Genomic DNA, 17,110 nt, shown 5'->3' on the forward strand with positions numbered 1-17,110 from the left:
TTTCCTCTCTAATTTTTGGTGCGTTTATAATTAAATTCTGAGCCACCAATCGGTTTTAAAATAATGCTAATGAAAATATATGAGTCATTCACTGAGTCACTAGCATACGTATTCGTTAAAACTGGACGACGATTTTGTACAAATCGAATTCCTAAATCGAAACAACGTTGCGAATACAATAGCCCAACCTCACCTCGTTTCATCAACGATTCATGATAGTCGTATGCCACATTCATAAAATATCTATAAAAACGATTATACCGATATGCTGCATCTGCTGTCCAATATGATGCATAAGTTGGAATATTATTTCTTAGTTGGTCACTGTAATAGTGACCAATGCCGGCTGTGATAATTTCACTATTATAGCGCAATGTATTTTGCTCTTTTGTAATTCGGTTACGATCATGATTAAAAGCAGTTTGATTATAAATCGAAATAGCTTCACTAATTTTCCACTCTAATTCATTTTGCAGTTCGCCGTAATAGCTCCCCTGATCGTCGTATCGAAAGTTTTGAGATAAACGGTCCATCAATGCTTGGTGCCCATTTTTAAACAAATAGTTATTAAATCCCATCGATAAAGTGTCAGAAGGATTAGAAAGGGTATAAAACTCGCATGCTGGATTTGTGTTGCCTGCAACACATTCTCCGTTTGAATGATACGTTTTATAATACCCGCTATAATAACGACTCCCCGCTGACGTATAACCTGCAAAAGGATTGAGGATATGTGTCAAATTTTGATCATATGATTTGACTAAAGTCGTACCAATATTAAATGTATGATCAAGCTGAGCATATTTTCCCTGTTCATATATGCTACCAGTTTCATTTGGTCGTTCATTCGCATAAAATCCGATCACTTTTGCCGAAGCGTTAGATGTATAACTTACTTCAATCAAATCATCGAATAATGCTGTTTGCAAGGTTAGCGGAACATTGAAATTCCCTTCTATCGCCCTTTTTCCCGTAGGACGATAGTAATGTGTTGCGGTTGCATCACCACTCACAAGTAGATAATCATCGAAAAAGCTCTTTAGATAACGATGATAATGGAGTGTTGGAAGGGTTTGTATTGTTTCTCCGTTACTATTCACATTCAAATATTGATAGTGTTTAAAATAGCTTCCATAATAATCATTTTTATTACTGTAATAAAAGTTAATACGGGATAAGATTTGATTTGCCGTTATATTTTTTGTTTCATCACTTTGCTGAAGGTTGAGATAATCGACATCGTTCATCCACTTCCCGTCCACATAGAGTCCCGATTCTCCTTCAAGATCCAAATCGAACCACTCCCGCAAAGGAGCATTATGCCGATATTTAACATCGTATCCATAGTGCTTGATATGAGCTAAATCATGTTCTAACGCATATGGACTTTGTTCTTTAAAATACCCAAAGCGAAGTGAACCTTGTGAAGATGCCGTGTCAACAAAGCGAAAATCACCATATATTCCTGAACCGCGAGAAGTGCGAATTTGAGGACGAAGTTCCAAATCCCACCAGTTTCTAGGTGCGAAATAGATCGGCTGCATGTACCGAAAACCTTCTGTGCTTGATACCCCAAATGTCGGAATCAATAATCCGCTTCGACGTGTTTTGTCCGTCGAATAGCCAAAATACGGAAGATAAAAAACCGGAACGTCTTCAATTTCTAAACGGGCATTGTACAAATTGACCCACATATTGTCCGTATTATAATCACCACTACTAAAACGGATTTTCCACAGTGGATCCGCCGAATTACACCCAGACACCATTCCGTTTTTTAAATCAATATCATGTTCACACGATTGTGCCTCAGCACTGCTTATCCATAAGCCACTTTCCTGATCGATCCCGTAATAGGGAGCAGAATATCGGGTATCGTCTACAAAATTTATTCGAGAATAATGACTGATCGTATGGTACTGTCCCCCTTTGAAGACATTGACTTTTCCGGACGCTTCCATAACGCTGGTATTACGATCATACGTCAGCTGATCAGCACTGATAATCTGATCTTGATAAAGCGCAACAGGATTCCCTGTCGCAGTAGCAATTGAACCGTTGGCATCAACATTGGTGCCATAAAGTTCTACACGATCTTCACCCAAAAGCACAGTTGATGCGATCAAGCTGATCCAATATAACTTATCCATTAACTACCAACGTCCTTCCGGTTCGATCATGCCAACTCCGACGATATGGATCAAGCATAGCCCAAATAAATCCGAGATAAAAAAGGATTTCACTGATAATCCGAAATACACTGCGGTTAAATGCGCTTAAAAAACTGGGATTGGAGAGAGTAGCGATTTCAATAACACGAATTTTCATAATGATTTTTCCGATCGTCGCACCGTACTGCATCGTAAAAAATGTTTGATAGACAATTTTGATCGCCATATATTCAAGAAGAAAACTATTGGTCACCGCAATCATAGCCTCTAACGTCGTCGCTTTCGAAATCGGCCCCGATAAAATTATGATCAAAATAATGGACAAAAGAACTTCATCGATTCCAAATGCAGCTGCGCGCTGCCGTATCGAAGCAAGCGTTAAATGCTCACGTTCCAAAAGGGAATCGAGTTTTTCATCCATCAGCGAAGTGCCTGATACGCGATATCGCCACGCAATTTTTTACCCGCAAAATGAACTTGTCCGCAGAGCATGTAGGCACGGTCGCGCGCTTGCTTAATGCTCTCACCGACTCCGACACACACCAACACGCGTCCACCGGTAGCATAGAGTTTATCGTCTTCTTTGCTCACTCCCGCATAGGAAATATGGGTATTTTCGATAATTTCATCATGATGAATCGCATCGACAATAATTTCTGCAGGTTCGGAATTATCATAGGGATAATTGCGGCTTGCCATAACGACACCGACGGCATATTTGTCATAAAATTCGACGTTGAGGGTATCGAGTTGTTTCGTCGCAGCTTTGTAAAACAACTCACTTGCAGGAGTCTTGAGCAACGGCATCAAAATTTCACACTCCGGATCACCGAAACGGACGTTGAATTCCAAAGTAATCGGTTCACCGTTCACAATCATTAATCCGATAAAGAGAACTCCCTCAAACGGTGCCCCCTCTTGCTGCATCCCTGCAAGTGTAGGACGAACAATCCGATCTTTTACTTTTTCGTAAATCACATCATCAACAAGCGGAGTTGGAGCATACGCACCCATCCCTCCGGTATTTGGTCCCTCATCGTTATCCAATAAGCGCTTATGATCTTGTGCCGCAGGAAGGAGGATAAAATCTTTCCCGTCACACAGAGCAAACATCGACAGTTCATATCCGTCCAAAAACTCTTCGACGACAACCCTCTTACCGGCATCACCGAACGATTTGCCGCTGAGCATTTCAGAGACGGCAACTTTTGCTTCATCATGGCTCATCGCAATGATAACGCCCTTTCCTGCACACAAACCGTCCGCTTTGACAACGATCGGTGCACTCAGAGACTCGATAAATTTGAACGCATCTCCGATATGATCGGTTTCGATGTAGCGCGCCGTCGGGATAGTGTATTTGGCCAAAAAGTTTTTCATATACACTTTTGACCCCTCTAACTGCGCTGCGGCTTTGCTTGGACCGAAAATCACCAATCCTTTGGCTTTGAACACATCGACAACACCATCACTGAGAGGTCCCTCTGGTCCTACAATCGTCAAATCGATTTTTTCTTCCCGTGCAAACTCGGCGAGTGCTTCATAGTCTTTGATGGCAACATTGATTCCCAACATTTCGGTAGCACCGTTACCCGGAGCGAAAAAAAGCTCACTTACCGCAGGGTCTTGTTTCAACACCCGCCCGATTGAAAATTCGCGTCCGCCGCTACCGATTACCATTACTCGCATAGATCACCTTGAAAAAATTTAATTAGCTTATCCAAACCGTCCAAACACGCTTTGGATCAGATAATAAAGCCCGGGCGGGCGTTTCGCAGTAGCTTCGGTTCTCAAAGCCGAAAAAAGCCGCTCGAGCGTCTTTTCCGGCGACAATCTCTCACGTAAAAAATACATTCAAACGAGACCACCGACACTCAAAGACGACTACGGCTGCGACTCCATGAATATGTAGAACCCTCAAAATGCGATTAGTCGCTTCACCCAGAGAATACAATTATATCCTCAAAATGCTTAAAACGCAGATCACTTTTGGGCAATATTTTGTGCCAATTCTACTGCCGATGCAACACTGGTTTTAGGGCTTACCAAGACCTCTTTAGCATTACTGAAAGCATCTCTTGTCGTTTTACCGATAGCTACAATACTATGGGTCGGAAGGATTGAATACGATGCGCAAAAACACGCTATAGATGATGGAGATGTAAAAACCAATATCGCATTCGACGCTATCGATATTCCCCGTGCTTCTTTATTGCAGGTTGTCTCATACACTATCGCTTCATCGATCCATATCCCCTCAGTGCGCGCTGCCTCAACCCATTCAGTTGCGATCACTTTTGGACGCAGATAGAGCCACCGCTGAGAGCGACCTTTTGATTTCAGCAGTGCAAGAAGAGAGGTTCCGTATCCATCTCCGACTGCAACATGACTTGCACCCGCCTCCCGTGCGGCATCTGCGGTACCTTCAGAGACACATATACACTGAAGACGTCCCCAGTCAATAGTATAATCTTCAAGTGCCAATACAGCTTGTTTAGAGGTCAGAATTATCCCGTCGTATCGGGTAAAATCAATCACCGGTTTTAAAAAAGAGATAGTGAGAATCGGGATATGAATGACTCCCGGATGGGGAGTTTTTGAGATCAGATAGATCGGGCGCAAAGGGTGCGCCTCATTCCCACTCAATCGTTGCGGGAGGTTTTGAGCTGATGTCATACACAACGCGATTAATTCCGTCCACTTCGTTGATGATACGACGGCTGATACGCTCCAACAACGTGTGCGGAAGATGGGCAAACGTTGCCGTCATCCCGTCTACCGCTTCGACGACACGAACACATACGGTATTGTCATACGTACGGTTATCACCCATAACCCCGACTGATTTGACGTTCAAAAGAACGGCAAACGCTTGCCATGTTTTGGTGTAGTATCCACTCGCTTTGAGTTCGTCGAGTAAAATAGCATCCGCTTCACGCAGCAAATCCAAATCCGGTTTGTTCACCTCACCCATGATGCGGATACCCAAACCTGGTCCAGGGAACGGATGGCGATTCACCAAAGACTCAGGGAGACCGAGTTCGATCCCAAGTTTACGCACTTCGTCTTTGAACAGATCACGCAACGGCTCAATCAGTTCGAAATCCATCCAATCAGGCAATCCGCCGACGTTATGATGCGATTTGATCGTGACGGATGGACCATTCACTGAAACCGATTCAATAACGTCGGGATAGAGTGTCCCCTGCGCGAGGAATTTGATCCCGTCATGTTTTTTCGCTTCGGCTTCAAATACTTCGATAAACGTATGCCCGATGATTTTGCGTTTCTGCTCCGGATCGGTTACACCTGCAAGTTTTCCGAGGAAATTATCGGCCGCATCCGCCACGATGAGAGGTACTTTGAGGTGTACTTTGAAAATATTTTCAACCGACTCGCGTTCCCCCTTGCGGAGCAATCCGTTATCAACGAAAACAGGAATCAATTGATCCCCAATCGCTTCGTACAACAATGCCGCAACAACCGAAGAGTCAACACCGCCGCTGAGGGCACAGAGAACTTTCCCCTCACCCACTTGGGCACGGATTTTGACGATCTGCTCTTTGAGAAAATGCCCCATATCCCATTTTTCGGTAATGCCGCAGATTTTGCGGGCAAAGTTGCGGAGCATCAAATACCCCTCTTCGGAGTGGTTGACCTCTGGGTGATATTGCATCGCATAGATTTGGCGTGATTCATCGGCAATCGCCGCATACGGAGAGTTCGGAGAATAAGCGATCGGTACGAAACCTTCCGGCAATCTATCTACTTTGTCTGAATGGCTCATCCAAACGACACGCTCATCCTCACACCCTTCAAACAAAACGGAATGTTGCGTCATATCGATGGTGAGTTCCGCTTTGCCGTATTCATGGTGATCGCTTCGTATAACGCTTCCGCCGAAATCGACGGCAATACGTTGCATACCGTAACAAATTCCAAGTACCGGAATGCCCAGAGTATACACCCCTTGATCCACTTCATAAGCGTCTTTATTGTACACGGATGAAGGTCCGCCGCTGAGGATAATCCCTTTTGGATTTTTAGCTTTGATCGCATCGATTTTAGTGTGATACGGAAGTACTTCACAGTACACTTTATCTTCACGGAGTCGTCGGGCGATCAACTGTGTATACTGTGAACCAAAATCAAGAACGATAATACTGACATCTTTCACGCTTTAGCCTTTGTGATCATTATTAATGCAAAAGGATACTCTAAACTTGTTTAAGATTTGATACAATCACACAAAAAAGAGGCTTTATTTGATGGAAAATAGTACCACACTTGTTTTAATTAACCTTTTGATTATTATCATAGCCTCTCTTTGGAGCTCTAAAAAAACGGGGATTGCCGATGTTCTTTTTTACCTCATTGGAGGACTTTTGGCCGTCAATATCCATGTACTCTCACCTCATTCTTCGATCATTGAGACCTTTGCTTTTATCGGAACCATTTTTCTCTTTTTCTATCTGGGACTCGAAGAGAACCTAAAAAGTTTTGTCAAAGGGGTAAAAAGCGGCTGGAAAATTGCTATTGCCGGAATCATCCTCCCTTTTGCCGCTATTTATCTTGTTACCTATTTACTGACTCACGATGTCATCAAATCCCTCGTCTTCGGAATGGCATTCGCCCCGACTTCCATCGGAATCGCTTTTTTAACCCTTAATACTCTCACTTTCAGTGCGAAATCACGTCTTCAACCGATTATCGTAGCTGCTGCTCTGACCGACGACGTCCTCTCACTGATTCTGTGGGGAGTACTCGGAGGGATTCTCGTTTCACTACAACAGTCAGCCTCTTTGCAAATTTCGCTCGATTCGATTGGAGCGTTAATGGTTCATCCCGTCTCCAACTTCCTTTTTTTCAGCATTGTCATGGGGCTTATCGCTTATCTGTTTTTTCTCTTTAATCCTACCGCTTCACTCAAAAAAGAGAGCCCCATTTTACTTTGGCTGAATAAAACCAAAAGTACAATTTACCACCATGCCGGTGCCGTCAATTTTTTAGGGCGTCAAGAGATTAATACTGCCATTGTTATTATGATATTCCTTGCATTTATCGGCTCGTATATTGCAGAATTTTTTGAAACCAGCGTAGCACTCGGAGCGTATTTTATGGGATTAATCATCAACAAAGATCATTTTTCGCACAAAGGTGAATCAAACGATGAACTTTTTCATGATGCGATCGAAAAACTACGTTTTTTAACTCTCTACTTTTTTGCTCCGATTTTTTTCATCAGTATTGGATTGCATATGGAAATAGCCAGTGTTTCACTGCTTCTAAGTGTCCTTAGCAAAGCAGTTTTATTAGCGGCCGTTTTATTTGGAGGTCAGTTCTTAGCAGCTTCTTTCACCGCGCACTATATCAATGGTCTCTCTTGGCGCTCATCTTCGTTGATCGGAATCGCTATGCAAGGGCGTGCTGAAGTAACCTTTCTCGTTGCCATGTCAGCTTTTTCGATGAAGCTGATCGACAGCGGTGATTTGCTTCTGATCTCTGTGAGCGCCTTTATTCTAAATTTAAGTGTCCCGTTTTTACTCAAAATGGCAGCACATTATCATGAAAAACACGATCAAGCAGAAACAATATAATGGACCCCGATCGACTCGGTACGCTTAATCGCGGATGTAACAATGCTCTGAGCTGTCAATAACCGCAAACGGAGCAGTCTTCCGATATTTGTCTCCAACATCGTATTAATCGCCTGCAAAGCGCTATTTAACCCTTTCGGAGTACGTTTGATTGAGACATTTTCCCACATAATCCGTCGCAGTTCATCTTTTTTCTCTTTGTCGCCTTCTATTTCGAGAGGCTCGTTCCCTATCTCAAAACTTTCGCTGCATCCGTGCGAAGAGTTCTTTAAAATCGATTCCGCCGCTTTTTTAGCAAATACAAGCCCCTCTAACAATGAGTTGCTTGCTAAGCGATTTGCTCCGTGCACACCTGTCGATGCCGCTTCACCGGCCGCATACAGCCCTTGGATACTGGGGATACTCCCATCCAGATTGGTTTTTATCCCCCCAACGGCATAATGGAATGCCGGAGAGATCGGAACCCGTTCTTTTGGGAGATGGAATCCTAAATCATTCAACGATTTATAGATATTCGGAAACCGTTCTTTGAAGTACTCCCCCTCAAAATGCTCACATGAGAGATAAACCTTTTTTTGGGTACGCTGGCGGTAATCAAAGATTGCACGGCTCACAATATCTCGCGGTGCCAATTCTCCGCGAGGATCGTATTCAAACAAGAAACGATAGCCGTTCTCATCGACAACATGCGCTCCCTCTCCCCGCAACGCTTCGGATAGAAGCTGTTTACGTGCCCAGTTATTTGCAACAAACACCGTCGGATGAAACTGCATCATCTCCATCGATTCGAGTTCAATCCCCTTTTCAATACAGATGCCATGCAGCTCTCCGCTGATCGTAAACGCATTCGTGTGATATTCATACAACGATCCGACCCCACCGCTCGCAATGACCACATTATCTGCCAAAATGGTTCTACGGTTACCTCCAGTAACAACCTCGACACCGCAACACCGATTGTTCTCTATCAACAAATCAATCACCGTCGTATCGCTGAGCATCGGATGAGGGTTTTGCCCCAGTAAAAAAAAGTGTAGATGACGCCCTGTTGCGTCTCCTCCGGCATGAAGTATCCGACTTCTCGAATGTGCTGCTTCTTTCGTATAAAGAAGATTACCCTCTTCATCACAGTCAAACTGAAATCCGCGCGCTATCAAATCACGAATAACCCCTTGGGAATTTTCGCTCATCAACTTCACAGCCGGCAGATTACACATCCCAGCACCCGCATCAAGAGTATCTTGCACATGCGAGGGGATATCATCATCATTATAGGCAGTCGTAACACCCCCTTGAGCATAATAAGTATTACATTCCCACGGATTGGATTTATTGATAATCAGTACTTTCAAATGTTTCGGCAAAGCAATGGCAGCATATAATCCCGCAACTCCCGAGCCGATGATAACAACATCATAACGCAACGGACGATTCCTTTGCCGCTACAGGTTTCTCATAATATGGTGGAGCTTTGTAACCGCATCCGCTCAAGAGCACAATTACGGCGGTTATAATGATACCAGCAACTATCTTCGCCATATCTATTTTCCCTTTTTCTTTAATGACGGATGTTATAATAGCTACCATAAATTATTCATTAAGAGTTTTTACGATGATCGAACAAATCCGCTCCTTGCCGCACCAAGCGGGAATTTACCAATATTTGGATCATTCAGGAAGAATACTCTACATCGGAAAAGCCAAAAATCTCTCAAAACGGGTCAAAAGCTATTTTAATCTAACCCCTAAGCTCTCAGCCAAAACAACGTTATCGTTGCGGATTCAAAAAATGCTTTCAGAAACTGCAAGTCTCCACTATATCATCGTTGAGAACGAACACGATGCGCTCATTTTGGAAAACTCTCTCATCAAACAGCTCAAACCCAAATACAATATTCTCCTACGTGATGATAAAACCTATCCGTACCTGTACGTCGATATGGACGAAGCCTATCCCCGTTTTGAGCTCACTCGAAAAATCATCAAAGGCAAAGGGGTACGCTATTTTGGCCCCTTTTCCGTTGGTGCGCGCGATATTCTCGATTCTCTGTATGAGCTGCTAAAACTGGTTCAAAAGAAGAGTTGTCTCAAAGGGAAAAAGAGCTGTCTTTTTTACCAGACTCAGCAATGTCTCGCCCCATGCGAATTTTCGATCCCACGAGAAAATTATCTACCTATGGTAATACAGGGGATCGAGTGGATACAAAACAAACGACGCCTAATCAAAGAACTCCAAGCTAAAATGGAATTTTATTCCGAATCTCTGCGCTTTGAAGAGGCGATGACATTACGAGACCGTATTGAGCGAATTTCCAAAAGTGAAATCGCTTCGCAGATTGATATGGCATCGACCGAAAACTACGATGTTTTCGCTATCGCTACCAATGAATCTCGCGGCTGTATCCTCCGTCTTTTTATCCGTGAGGGCAAAGTCGCGTCCAGTACCCATGATTTTATTCCGCTTACCCCTTATTTTTCACTCGATGAAGCGTATGAACGGACATTGATCAGTTTCTACGGTACTGAAAAACCCCCGATTATTGCACCGATTTTAACCGCATCGGCTTTTGAATCCAGTGATTGGGTGAGCGAACATCTAAGCCAGCTTTTCGGGAAAAAAGCCTATCTTGAAGTGCCGCAAAGAGGGGGGAAAAAAGAGCTCATCGATTTGGCAATGACGAACGCGTTAGAGCTGCTTCGAACGCCTCAACCGACAAAAGAGATGCTATTGCATCAGCTCCAAGAGCTGTTTAGCCTCGATACACTCCCCTACCGAATTGAAGTCTTTGATAACTCCCATCACGGAGGAACGGCAACCGTAGGGGCAATGATCACCTATGAAAACGGCCATTTTGACAAAAAAGGATACCGCACTTATCATCTCGAAAGCCGTGACGAATACACTCAAATGTCGGAAATACTTCGTCGTCGCATCGAAGGATTCGAGTCTAATCCCCCTCCCGATTTATGGGTCATCGACGGCGGATCAACACTGCGGACACTGGCCGTCGATTTGCTTACTTCTCATGGAATTTATCTTGATGTCATCGCCATCAGTAAAGAGAAAATTGATGCCAAATCACACCGCGCAAAAGGGTCTGCTCGCGATATTTTACATACCAAAAATGAGCTGTTGCGACTCGAACCGACCGACAAGCGTCTCCAATTCATCCAAATGTTACGGGATGAAGCCCATCGAAGTGCTATAACCTTCCACAAAAAAACCAAACTCAAAAATGACCAAGAATCCAAACTACTCACACTCAAGGGGATCAGTCAAGCAAAAATTCATAAACTGATTGACTATTTCGGTACCTTCGAAAAAATAGCCCAAAGCGATTTAGAAACACTGACAGAGCTTATCGGACAAAAAGATGCCGAAAATATACAAAAGTATTACGGAGAAGCTCACTCTAAGTAATCTTTTATGGAGTTTATGCCATATTCCACAGAATATGTTTTCAGCAGTTTTTTTAGCGAAGGGGTCAAAGAATGCAAAAACCTACTCCGGTGGATGAAGAATACGAGTTCGAAGGGCGCGCGATTGTTAGCGAAACAGATCTAAAAGGGTTCATTACGTTTGCCAACCGAAAATTTTGTGAAATCTCCGGTTATACCGCGGATGAATTAGTGGGAGAACCGCACAATATCATTCGTCATCCCGATATGCCCAAAGCAGCATTCGCACAGATGTGGCAGACCATTCAATCGGGAACCCTTTGGCACGGTCTCGTCAAAAACTTACGCAAAGACGGACGCTATTATTGGGTTGATACGGAAGTGACCCCGACATATGACGAAAACGGAAAAGTTAAAGGGTACATGGCAGCCCGCAAACCGGCTTCTCGCAAAAATATTGAAGAGACGTCCGAGCTCTACCGTAAAATGCTCGAACAAGAAAAATAGGGGGGAATGTGCTATTTTACAACCATAAACAAGAATTTATCGGGATTGATGAAGAGGGGTTAAAACTCTTAAATTATCCTACAATAGAGGATCTTTTAAGTGTATGCGGCGACGTCGCCGATCTCTTCGCCAAAGAACCGGGATACATTCATAACTTCAAAAGTTTCGGCTGGATCGATTTTCTCCTGCATGCCGATTCGGACGCGCGCTCTGCTATCGTACACGGAAACGGTCGAACTTTTTCCTGTACCTTAGAAGTTAACAGCCTCTTTTTGGTTGATAGCCCTTCACAAAGCGGTTATGTCGTCAATATGACCCATATCCAATCGATCAGCGGAGAAGAGTTTAAACCTCGTCACGTTGCCCCGAAAATCGAACATGAGATCAAAGCTTCACCGCAGACATCTCCTCGTGTCGAACCGGTACCGTCGGTTCTACCAAGTTATAAGCATATCACCCCGACCACGTTGAGCGAACCGGGTGTCCTAGATGTTCCTCCATACACTGAACCGGAAAATATTGAGGAACCGATAGACGATTTGTACGCCAAACTTTCTCTTCCTCTCACCGACGAAGAGCTTGAACATGATTTCAACAAAGAAACAGCCCATCCGATAGAACAAGCTGCTGCACCTATTTTGGGAGTCAAACCTGAACCGAAAATCGATCTTCCTATGCTCGGTGACGTAAAATACAGCAACGCGGAAAAAGCATTTATCAATACCCTAAAAGTTGACAAATCCTACCGTTTCGATCCGAATGTAGCCGCAAAAGAGTTAGGTTTGCCGGTCGATTTGATTCAAGAATTTATCGGAGACTTCATTCAGCAATCCCATGAATTCAAAGAAGAGTTATTTGAAGCCGTCTTAAAAGGGGACATCAATAATCTCAAAATATTATCTCACAAGCTCAAAGGGGTAGCAGCCAATCTCCGTATCGAAGATGCATTCGAAACGCTCAGTATTATCAATACCTCATCTGATCCGATAGAAATCGAAGCTAATCTCAAATATTTTTATACCATCATTGACAAACTTGAAGGCAAAGAACTTCCAATTGATACGTTTACTTCAGAAACAGCAGCTCCAGGTGATGATCTGCATACATTTTCTCTGAAAAACTCAAATGATGTGGCTGCAAAACCTACTCCTATCACACAGCCGATACACGATAACGAAGAGATTTATTCTTTCGCGCTAAAAGAGAAGGAACCTCTAATCGTTCATGAAGAAGAGATTGCCCCATCTATCCATCTTGATGAAGATTTTTCCATTGAACCGACTAAAGAAGCAATAGAAGAATTCGCTAAACCCGAAAAGCCGTTGACAATTGTGCAAGAAGTGATTCAGCCGCTGCACTATAATAAAGCGAAAATTTCGGGTGAACTCGGCATCGAAGAATCTTTTTTCAACGAATTGGTTGAAGAGTACAGACACGATGCGCTTCGTGCAGCCAGAGAGATTAGCGCCGCGATCGGAGCATTCGATACACATGCATGGAAAAGAACATCCGCTCAACTCAAAGGGATCAGCGATAATCTGCGTTTAAACGAAATTTCCGCAGAACTAGCTATATTGTCCCAAACGAACGATGCCCAGGAAGCAAACAAAGCCTCCAAAAGACTTAATAGTTATCTTGAACAACTATAAGAACCTACAACAATAGAGGAGATATTATGCAATTAGGACTTCGAAATCGGCTACGTGTAATCAGTCTTTTACCAATTTTGGTACTATTTACCCTAGCCAGCTACTACGTTTATCACTCCTATTTAAGCTACAAAGGGGCTACTCAACTTCAAGTGAGATTGGAAGGGAACAAACAACTCAACGATTTAATTAACAATCTGTCTCGCGAACGCGGTATGACAGTTATGTACATGGGAAATGCTTCTCCCACTACCCTAAAATCACTGCAAGCACAACGTACTATTGTTGATCAAAAAATCGATGAATATCAAAAGTATCTTTCGGCTATCGAGCAAAGCAACTCTGCTGAATCGGCTAAAGCCGCATCTCTTTCAAAACTCATTGCCGATTTGAAAAAAAACATCCTTATCTCTCGTCCTCTCGTTGACAATAAAACAGCCGATTTCAATCATATTTTCAGTGATCTTTATGGAAAAACCGAAGACCGCCTGATTAATGAACTCGCAGATCTTGCATTGTTTCGTTTTGATGAAGAGGTCAATTCCCTCTCGTATGCATATCTCTCTTTAGTACGGGCAAATGAGTTCAGCAGTATCGAACGTGATTACATCACCTATGTTCTCTCACGTGCGACTCCGCTTTCCGAAGAAGAGTTGAACAAATGGGTCTCCTTGATCGCAAAAGCCGATACCTTTAACTTGGAAGGGATGAATAACAAAGCGATTCAGACTCAATTGCAATCAACACTCTATAGTGAAGACAATACTGAACTATATTTAGATATCACCTCTGAACGTACTGCTATTTTGCAAAAAAGTACAACTGGAGCGTATGAGACCCAATCGGGTGTTTGGTTTGCCATGATTTCTGAAAAAGTCGACGCCATCAATGAAGCCGAAAAAATATTGATTAATGCAATGGATGAACGAGCTTCTGAGGTCAAAAACCAAGCCGTACAAATTCTTGCCATTGCAATTATTATCTGGATTTTAGGTGTACTTGTTGCTATTTTAGGGTATTTCTTCACTGCCGAGATTACCACCAACATTAAAAACCTAGAATCGGTTCTCCGCCGTGTTGCTGAAGATACCCATGATGCAGAAGCCGAAGTTCTTAGTCACACTATCAACCTTGATACCGCAGAAGGTACTGCACAAGCATATACCCTTTTGGAACGCATCATTGAGCAAACGATCAATGATAAACAATTTGCGATGGAAGCATCCGAAGCCAAATCCATGTTCTTGGCAAATATGTCGCATGAGATTCGTACACCACTCAACGGTATCGTAGGATTTACGGAACTCCTCAAAGATACCGAACTTCATGATGAACAACGCGAATTTATTGATATTATCGAAAAAAGCTCTGAAAATCTTCTTGAGATTATTAATAACATTCTTGACCTCTCTAAAATTGAGAGTAACAAACTTGAAATCGAAGAGATCGTCTTTAATCCGATGGATGAATTTGAAAGTGCTGTCGAAGTGTATGCCGTACGTGCTTCCGAAAAACATATTGACCTCGCCTGCTACATTGATCCAAGCCTTGAGCGCCCTCTCAAAGGGGACCCTACCAAAATCAAAGAGGTTGTCATCAATCTCCTCTCCAACGCGGTTAAATTTACCAACAGCGGCGGCGCAATCAGCGTCGATATTCGTCGCGTAGAGTGCGATACACTCAATCGTGCGCGCGTCCGTTTCCAAGTCAAAGATAACGGTATCGGTGTGACGAGTGAGCAAAAATCACGTATTTTTGAAGCATTTTCACAAGCCGATACTTCCATTACTCGCAAATACGGCGGTACCGGTCTTGGACTTACCATCTCAAGCCGTTTTGTCGAATTGATGGGATCAAAACTGGATCTTGAGAGTGAACCAGGCAACGGAACAACGTTCTTCTTTACTCTTGAATTCGAAGAAATTGAAACGCTCAACGAGTCGCTCAAAGGATCGTTCTCTAACATTAATGCAGTCATTTTAGAGAGCCACTCTAAGAAAAAACTTCAAACTACCTATCTCAAAGAGTATCTTGACTACTTCGGGGTTAGCTACACTACGTTCCATGAGTTGGATGAACTCAAAATGTTGGAACGTCAAGTCAATTATGACTTGCTCTTTGTCGATAACGATTTTTCCAGCGATGACGATTTGTTAAATTACTCATCATCCCAAGAACAATTGGTTTTGATCACCAAATCGTTCTACATGAAAAAAATCGATTCTATGGGAATCGATATTTTCAAAGTCCTTTACGAACCGCTTAACAGTTCAAAAATCCGCACGACATTGGAAGCATATGATTCCGAAGCGTTTGGCGGTCGTAAAGTCAAACTCTCTCGCCGTAAAAAATTCGATGAGAAAAATTCTCGCTTTGCAGCAAGCGCACTTGTTGCTGAAGACAATGTAATCAACCAAAAACTGATCCGCAGAACACTTGAAGATTTAGGTCTTGAAATCACAATCGCCAATAATGGTCTTGAAGCATTCGAAAAACGTAAAAACGGTAATTTCGACATTATCTTCATGGATATCCAAATGCCGATACTTGACGGCATTGAAGCAACACATGAGATTTTGGATTTCGAAGAAGACTACGGTCATACCCATATTCCGATCATTGCGCTTACCGCTAATGCGCTCAAAGGGGATCGTGAACGATTTATGTCAGCCGGTATGGATGAATATACAACAAAACCGTTAGTACGTTCAGAAATCATTACCCTGTTGAATCACTTCCTTTCTCATAAAATCGTCGAGATCAACGCGGTTCCAAAATCAGCTAATGAAATCATTTCAATTGATGATGATCAATCTGCTGAAGATGAGACAACTCCGATCGTGGAAAATGTTATCTCCGAAGAACCGCAGATCATTGAAGATCCAATGCCGGAAATGACCGCTATTGAAGAAGTCCAAAGCCATGTCGATGGAGAGATCAACTCAACACAAAATGAGCACATATCAGCCTATGATGCCGATATTCTTATCGCGAAACAAAACACGTTGGAATTAAAACTCTTTTCTCGTATCCTTGATGATCTTGGATATTCTTATAAAACAGCAACATCTGTCGATCAGTTAACTTCGCAATTGCGTGAGGGTAATTACAAACTTGTATTATTTGATAAAACACTCAACGGGCTTAACCTCAAGGATCTCTATGATACAATACGCTCAACTAATCGCGATATTTCTTTGGTGATGCTTGTCGACCCAAGCGCTCCGGAAAATGTGGATGATGTCATGTACGTTCATGAAATTATCAAAAATATCATCAATAAAGATCTATTGCGTCTTGTTTTTGAAAAATTTATCTAAGGGGATGGGGAAATTCTAAATGGACACCAAGAAACTCAAAGTTCTCGCAGTAGACGATGATATGATCAATCTGAAACTGTTGAAGACAATGCTTATGAAAACCCCGAACGTTTCCTCCGTTGTAGAAGCTAAAAACGGCGCAGATGCAATCGGTGTCTTAAAGTCGCAAAACGATATTGACATTATTTTGCTTGACATTATCATGCCGGTAATGGGTGGAATTGAAATGCTAAAAGTTATCCGTGCCGATGAATCGCTCCGCCAACTTCCCGTAATCGTTCTAACAACGGATGAGACCAAAAAAGGGGAAGCGTTAGAATGCGGTGCGAACGGTTTTTTAATGAAACCTGTCCGCGAAAAAGACGTGGTTGCGAAAATTACACAACTCGCTCTCTAATTATTTTTTCTTCTTTCCCGGTTTTACGGGAAATCTATTTTTTTCTTTTTTACAGCTTTTGCCACGAACG

At 42.8% G+C, this 17,110-nt stretch carries 13 protein-coding genes; 6 read left to right on the forward strand and 7 right to left on the reverse strand.

All coding sequences use genetic code 11. The features are described 5' to 3' along the window. Positions 1-8: 8 nt before the first annotated feature. From JHC35_RS04160 to guaA, 5 genes are all read right to left on the reverse strand, one after another. Positions 9-2,150, reverse strand: coding sequence for an LPS-assembly protein LptD (locus tag JHC35_RS04160; RefSeq protein WP_295042287.1), 2,142 nt, complete (start codon positions 2,148-2,150; stop codon positions 9-11). Beyond that, positions 2,143-2,592 carry an RDD family protein gene (locus JHC35_RS04165; RefSeq protein WP_295042289.1) on the reverse strand — a complete coding sequence of 150 codons (450 nt, stop codon included), beginning with the start codon at positions 2,590-2,592 and terminating at the stop codon, positions 2,143-2,145. The genes JHC35_RS04160 and JHC35_RS04165 overlap by 8 nt, the downstream gene beginning before the upstream one ends. Further along, positions 2,592-3,860 carry a phosphoribosylamine--glycine ligase gene (gene purD, locus JHC35_RS04170; RefSeq protein ID WP_295042291.1) on the reverse strand — a complete coding sequence of 423 codons (1,269 nt, stop codon included), beginning with the start codon at positions 3,858-3,860 and terminating at the stop codon, positions 2,592-2,594. The genes JHC35_RS04165 and purD overlap by 1 nt, the downstream gene beginning before the upstream one ends. 294 nt (positions 3,861-4,154) lie before the next feature. Continuing rightward, positions 4,155-4,793, reverse strand: coding sequence for a uroporphyrinogen-III synthase (locus JHC35_RS04175; protein ID WP_295042294.1), 639 nt, complete (start codon positions 4,791-4,793; stop codon positions 4,155-4,157). 10 nt (positions 4,794-4,803) lie between these two features. Continuing rightward, positions 4,804-6,348: a glutamine-hydrolyzing GMP synthase gene (gene guaA, locus JHC35_RS04180; protein ID WP_295042297.1), complete on the reverse strand. Its 1,545-nt coding sequence runs from the start codon at positions 6,346-6,348 to the stop codon at positions 4,804-4,806. A 91-nt stretch (positions 6,349-6,439) separates the two neighbouring features. On the opposite strand from guaA, the gene JHC35_RS04185 reads away from it, so the two are divergent. Beyond that, entirely contained in the window at positions 6,440-7,768 is a 1,329-nt protein-coding gene (locus JHC35_RS04185) for a cation:proton antiporter (RefSeq protein WP_295042299.1), read from the forward strand. Here JHC35_RS04185 and nadB read toward each other — a convergent pair. After that, positions 7,750-9,192, reverse strand: coding sequence for an L-aspartate oxidase (nadB, locus tag JHC35_RS04190; RefSeq protein WP_295042302.1), 1,443 nt, complete (start codon positions 9,190-9,192; stop codon positions 7,750-7,752). The two genes, JHC35_RS04185 and nadB, sit on opposite strands and share 19 nt — an antisense overlap. Next, on the reverse strand, positions 9,182-9,355 hold the full coding sequence (locus tag JHC35_RS04195) for a hypothetical protein (protein WP_295042304.1): 174 nt from the start codon (positions 9,353-9,355) through the stop codon (positions 9,182-9,184). The genes nadB and JHC35_RS04195 overlap by 11 nt, the downstream gene beginning before the upstream one ends. Positions 9,356-9,380: 25 nt before the next feature. Between JHC35_RS04195 and uvrC the strand changes: the two genes are divergently transcribed. The 5 genes from uvrC to JHC35_RS04220 all read left to right on the forward strand — a co-directional run bounded on the left by uvrC (position 9,381) and on the right by JHC35_RS04220 (position 17,040). Next, a complete protein-coding gene (gene uvrC / locus JHC35_RS04200) occupies positions 9,381-11,189 on the forward strand; it encodes an excinuclease ABC subunit UvrC (RefSeq protein ID WP_295042306.1) in 1,809 nt (602 codons plus the stop codon). A 71-nt stretch (positions 11,190-11,260) separates the two neighbouring features. Beyond that, positions 11,261-11,674 (forward strand): PAS domain-containing protein, encoded by a 414-nt coding sequence (locus JHC35_RS04205; protein WP_295042308.1) that lies wholly within the window; start codon positions 11,261-11,263, stop codon positions 11,672-11,674. Positions 11,675-11,682: 8 nt separating this feature from the next. Further along, complete coding sequence (locus tag JHC35_RS04210) at positions 11,683-13,323, forward strand: hypothetical protein (RefSeq protein ID WP_295042309.1); 1,641 nt, start codon at positions 11,683-11,685, stop codon at positions 13,321-13,323. 26 nt (positions 13,324-13,349) lie between these two features. Continuing rightward, positions 13,350-16,643 (forward strand): ATP-binding protein, encoded by a 3,294-nt coding sequence (locus JHC35_RS04215; protein WP_295042311.1) that lies wholly within the window; start codon positions 13,350-13,352, stop codon positions 16,641-16,643. Positions 16,644-16,662: 19 nt separating this feature from the next. Continuing rightward, positions 16,663-17,040, forward strand: a complete 378-nt coding sequence (locus tag JHC35_RS04220; RefSeq protein WP_295042312.1) for a response regulator — start codon at positions 16,663-16,665, stop codon at positions 17,038-17,040. Positions 17,041-17,110: the final 70 nt, after the last annotated feature.

This window comes from Sulfuricurvum sp., assembly GCF_022759005.1.
Classification (GTDB): domain Bacteria; phylum Campylobacterota; class Campylobacteria; order Campylobacterales; family Sulfurimonadaceae; genus Sulfuricurvum.

Bases quoted from the DNA above. Each gene is read 5' to 3' on its own strand.
- JHC35_RS04160 (WP_295042287.1), bottom strand. From the start codon at position 2,150: ATGGATAAGTTATATTGGATCAGCTTGATCGCATCAACTGTGCTTTTG.
- JHC35_RS04165 (WP_295042289.1), bottom strand. From the start codon at position 2,592: ATGGATGAAAAACTCGATTCCCTTTTGGAACGTGAGCATTTAACGCTT.
- purD (WP_295042291.1), bottom strand. From the start codon at position 3,860: ATGCGAGTAATGGTAATCGGTAGCGGCGGACGCGAATTTTCAATCGGG.
- JHC35_RS04185 (WP_295042299.1), top strand. From the start codon at position 6,440: ATGGAAAATAGTACCACACTTGTTTTAATTAACCTTTTGATTATTATC.
- JHC35_RS04195 (WP_295042304.1), bottom strand. From the start codon at position 9,355: ATGGTAGCTATTATAACATCCGTCATTAAAGAAAAAGGGAAAATAGAT.
- uvrC (WP_295042306.1), top strand. From the start codon at position 9,381: ATGATCGAACAAATCCGCTCCTTGCCGCACCAAGCGGGAATTTACCAA.
- JHC35_RS04205 (WP_295042308.1), top strand. From the start codon at position 11,261: ATGCAAAAACCTACTCCGGTGGATGAAGAATACGAGTTCGAAGGGCGC.
- JHC35_RS04215 (WP_295042311.1), top strand. From the start codon at position 13,350: ATGCAATTAGGACTTCGAAATCGGCTACGTGTAATCAGTCTTTTACCA.
- JHC35_RS04220 (WP_295042312.1), top strand. From the start codon at position 16,663: ATGGACACCAAGAAACTCAAAGTTCTCGCAGTAGACGATGATATGATC.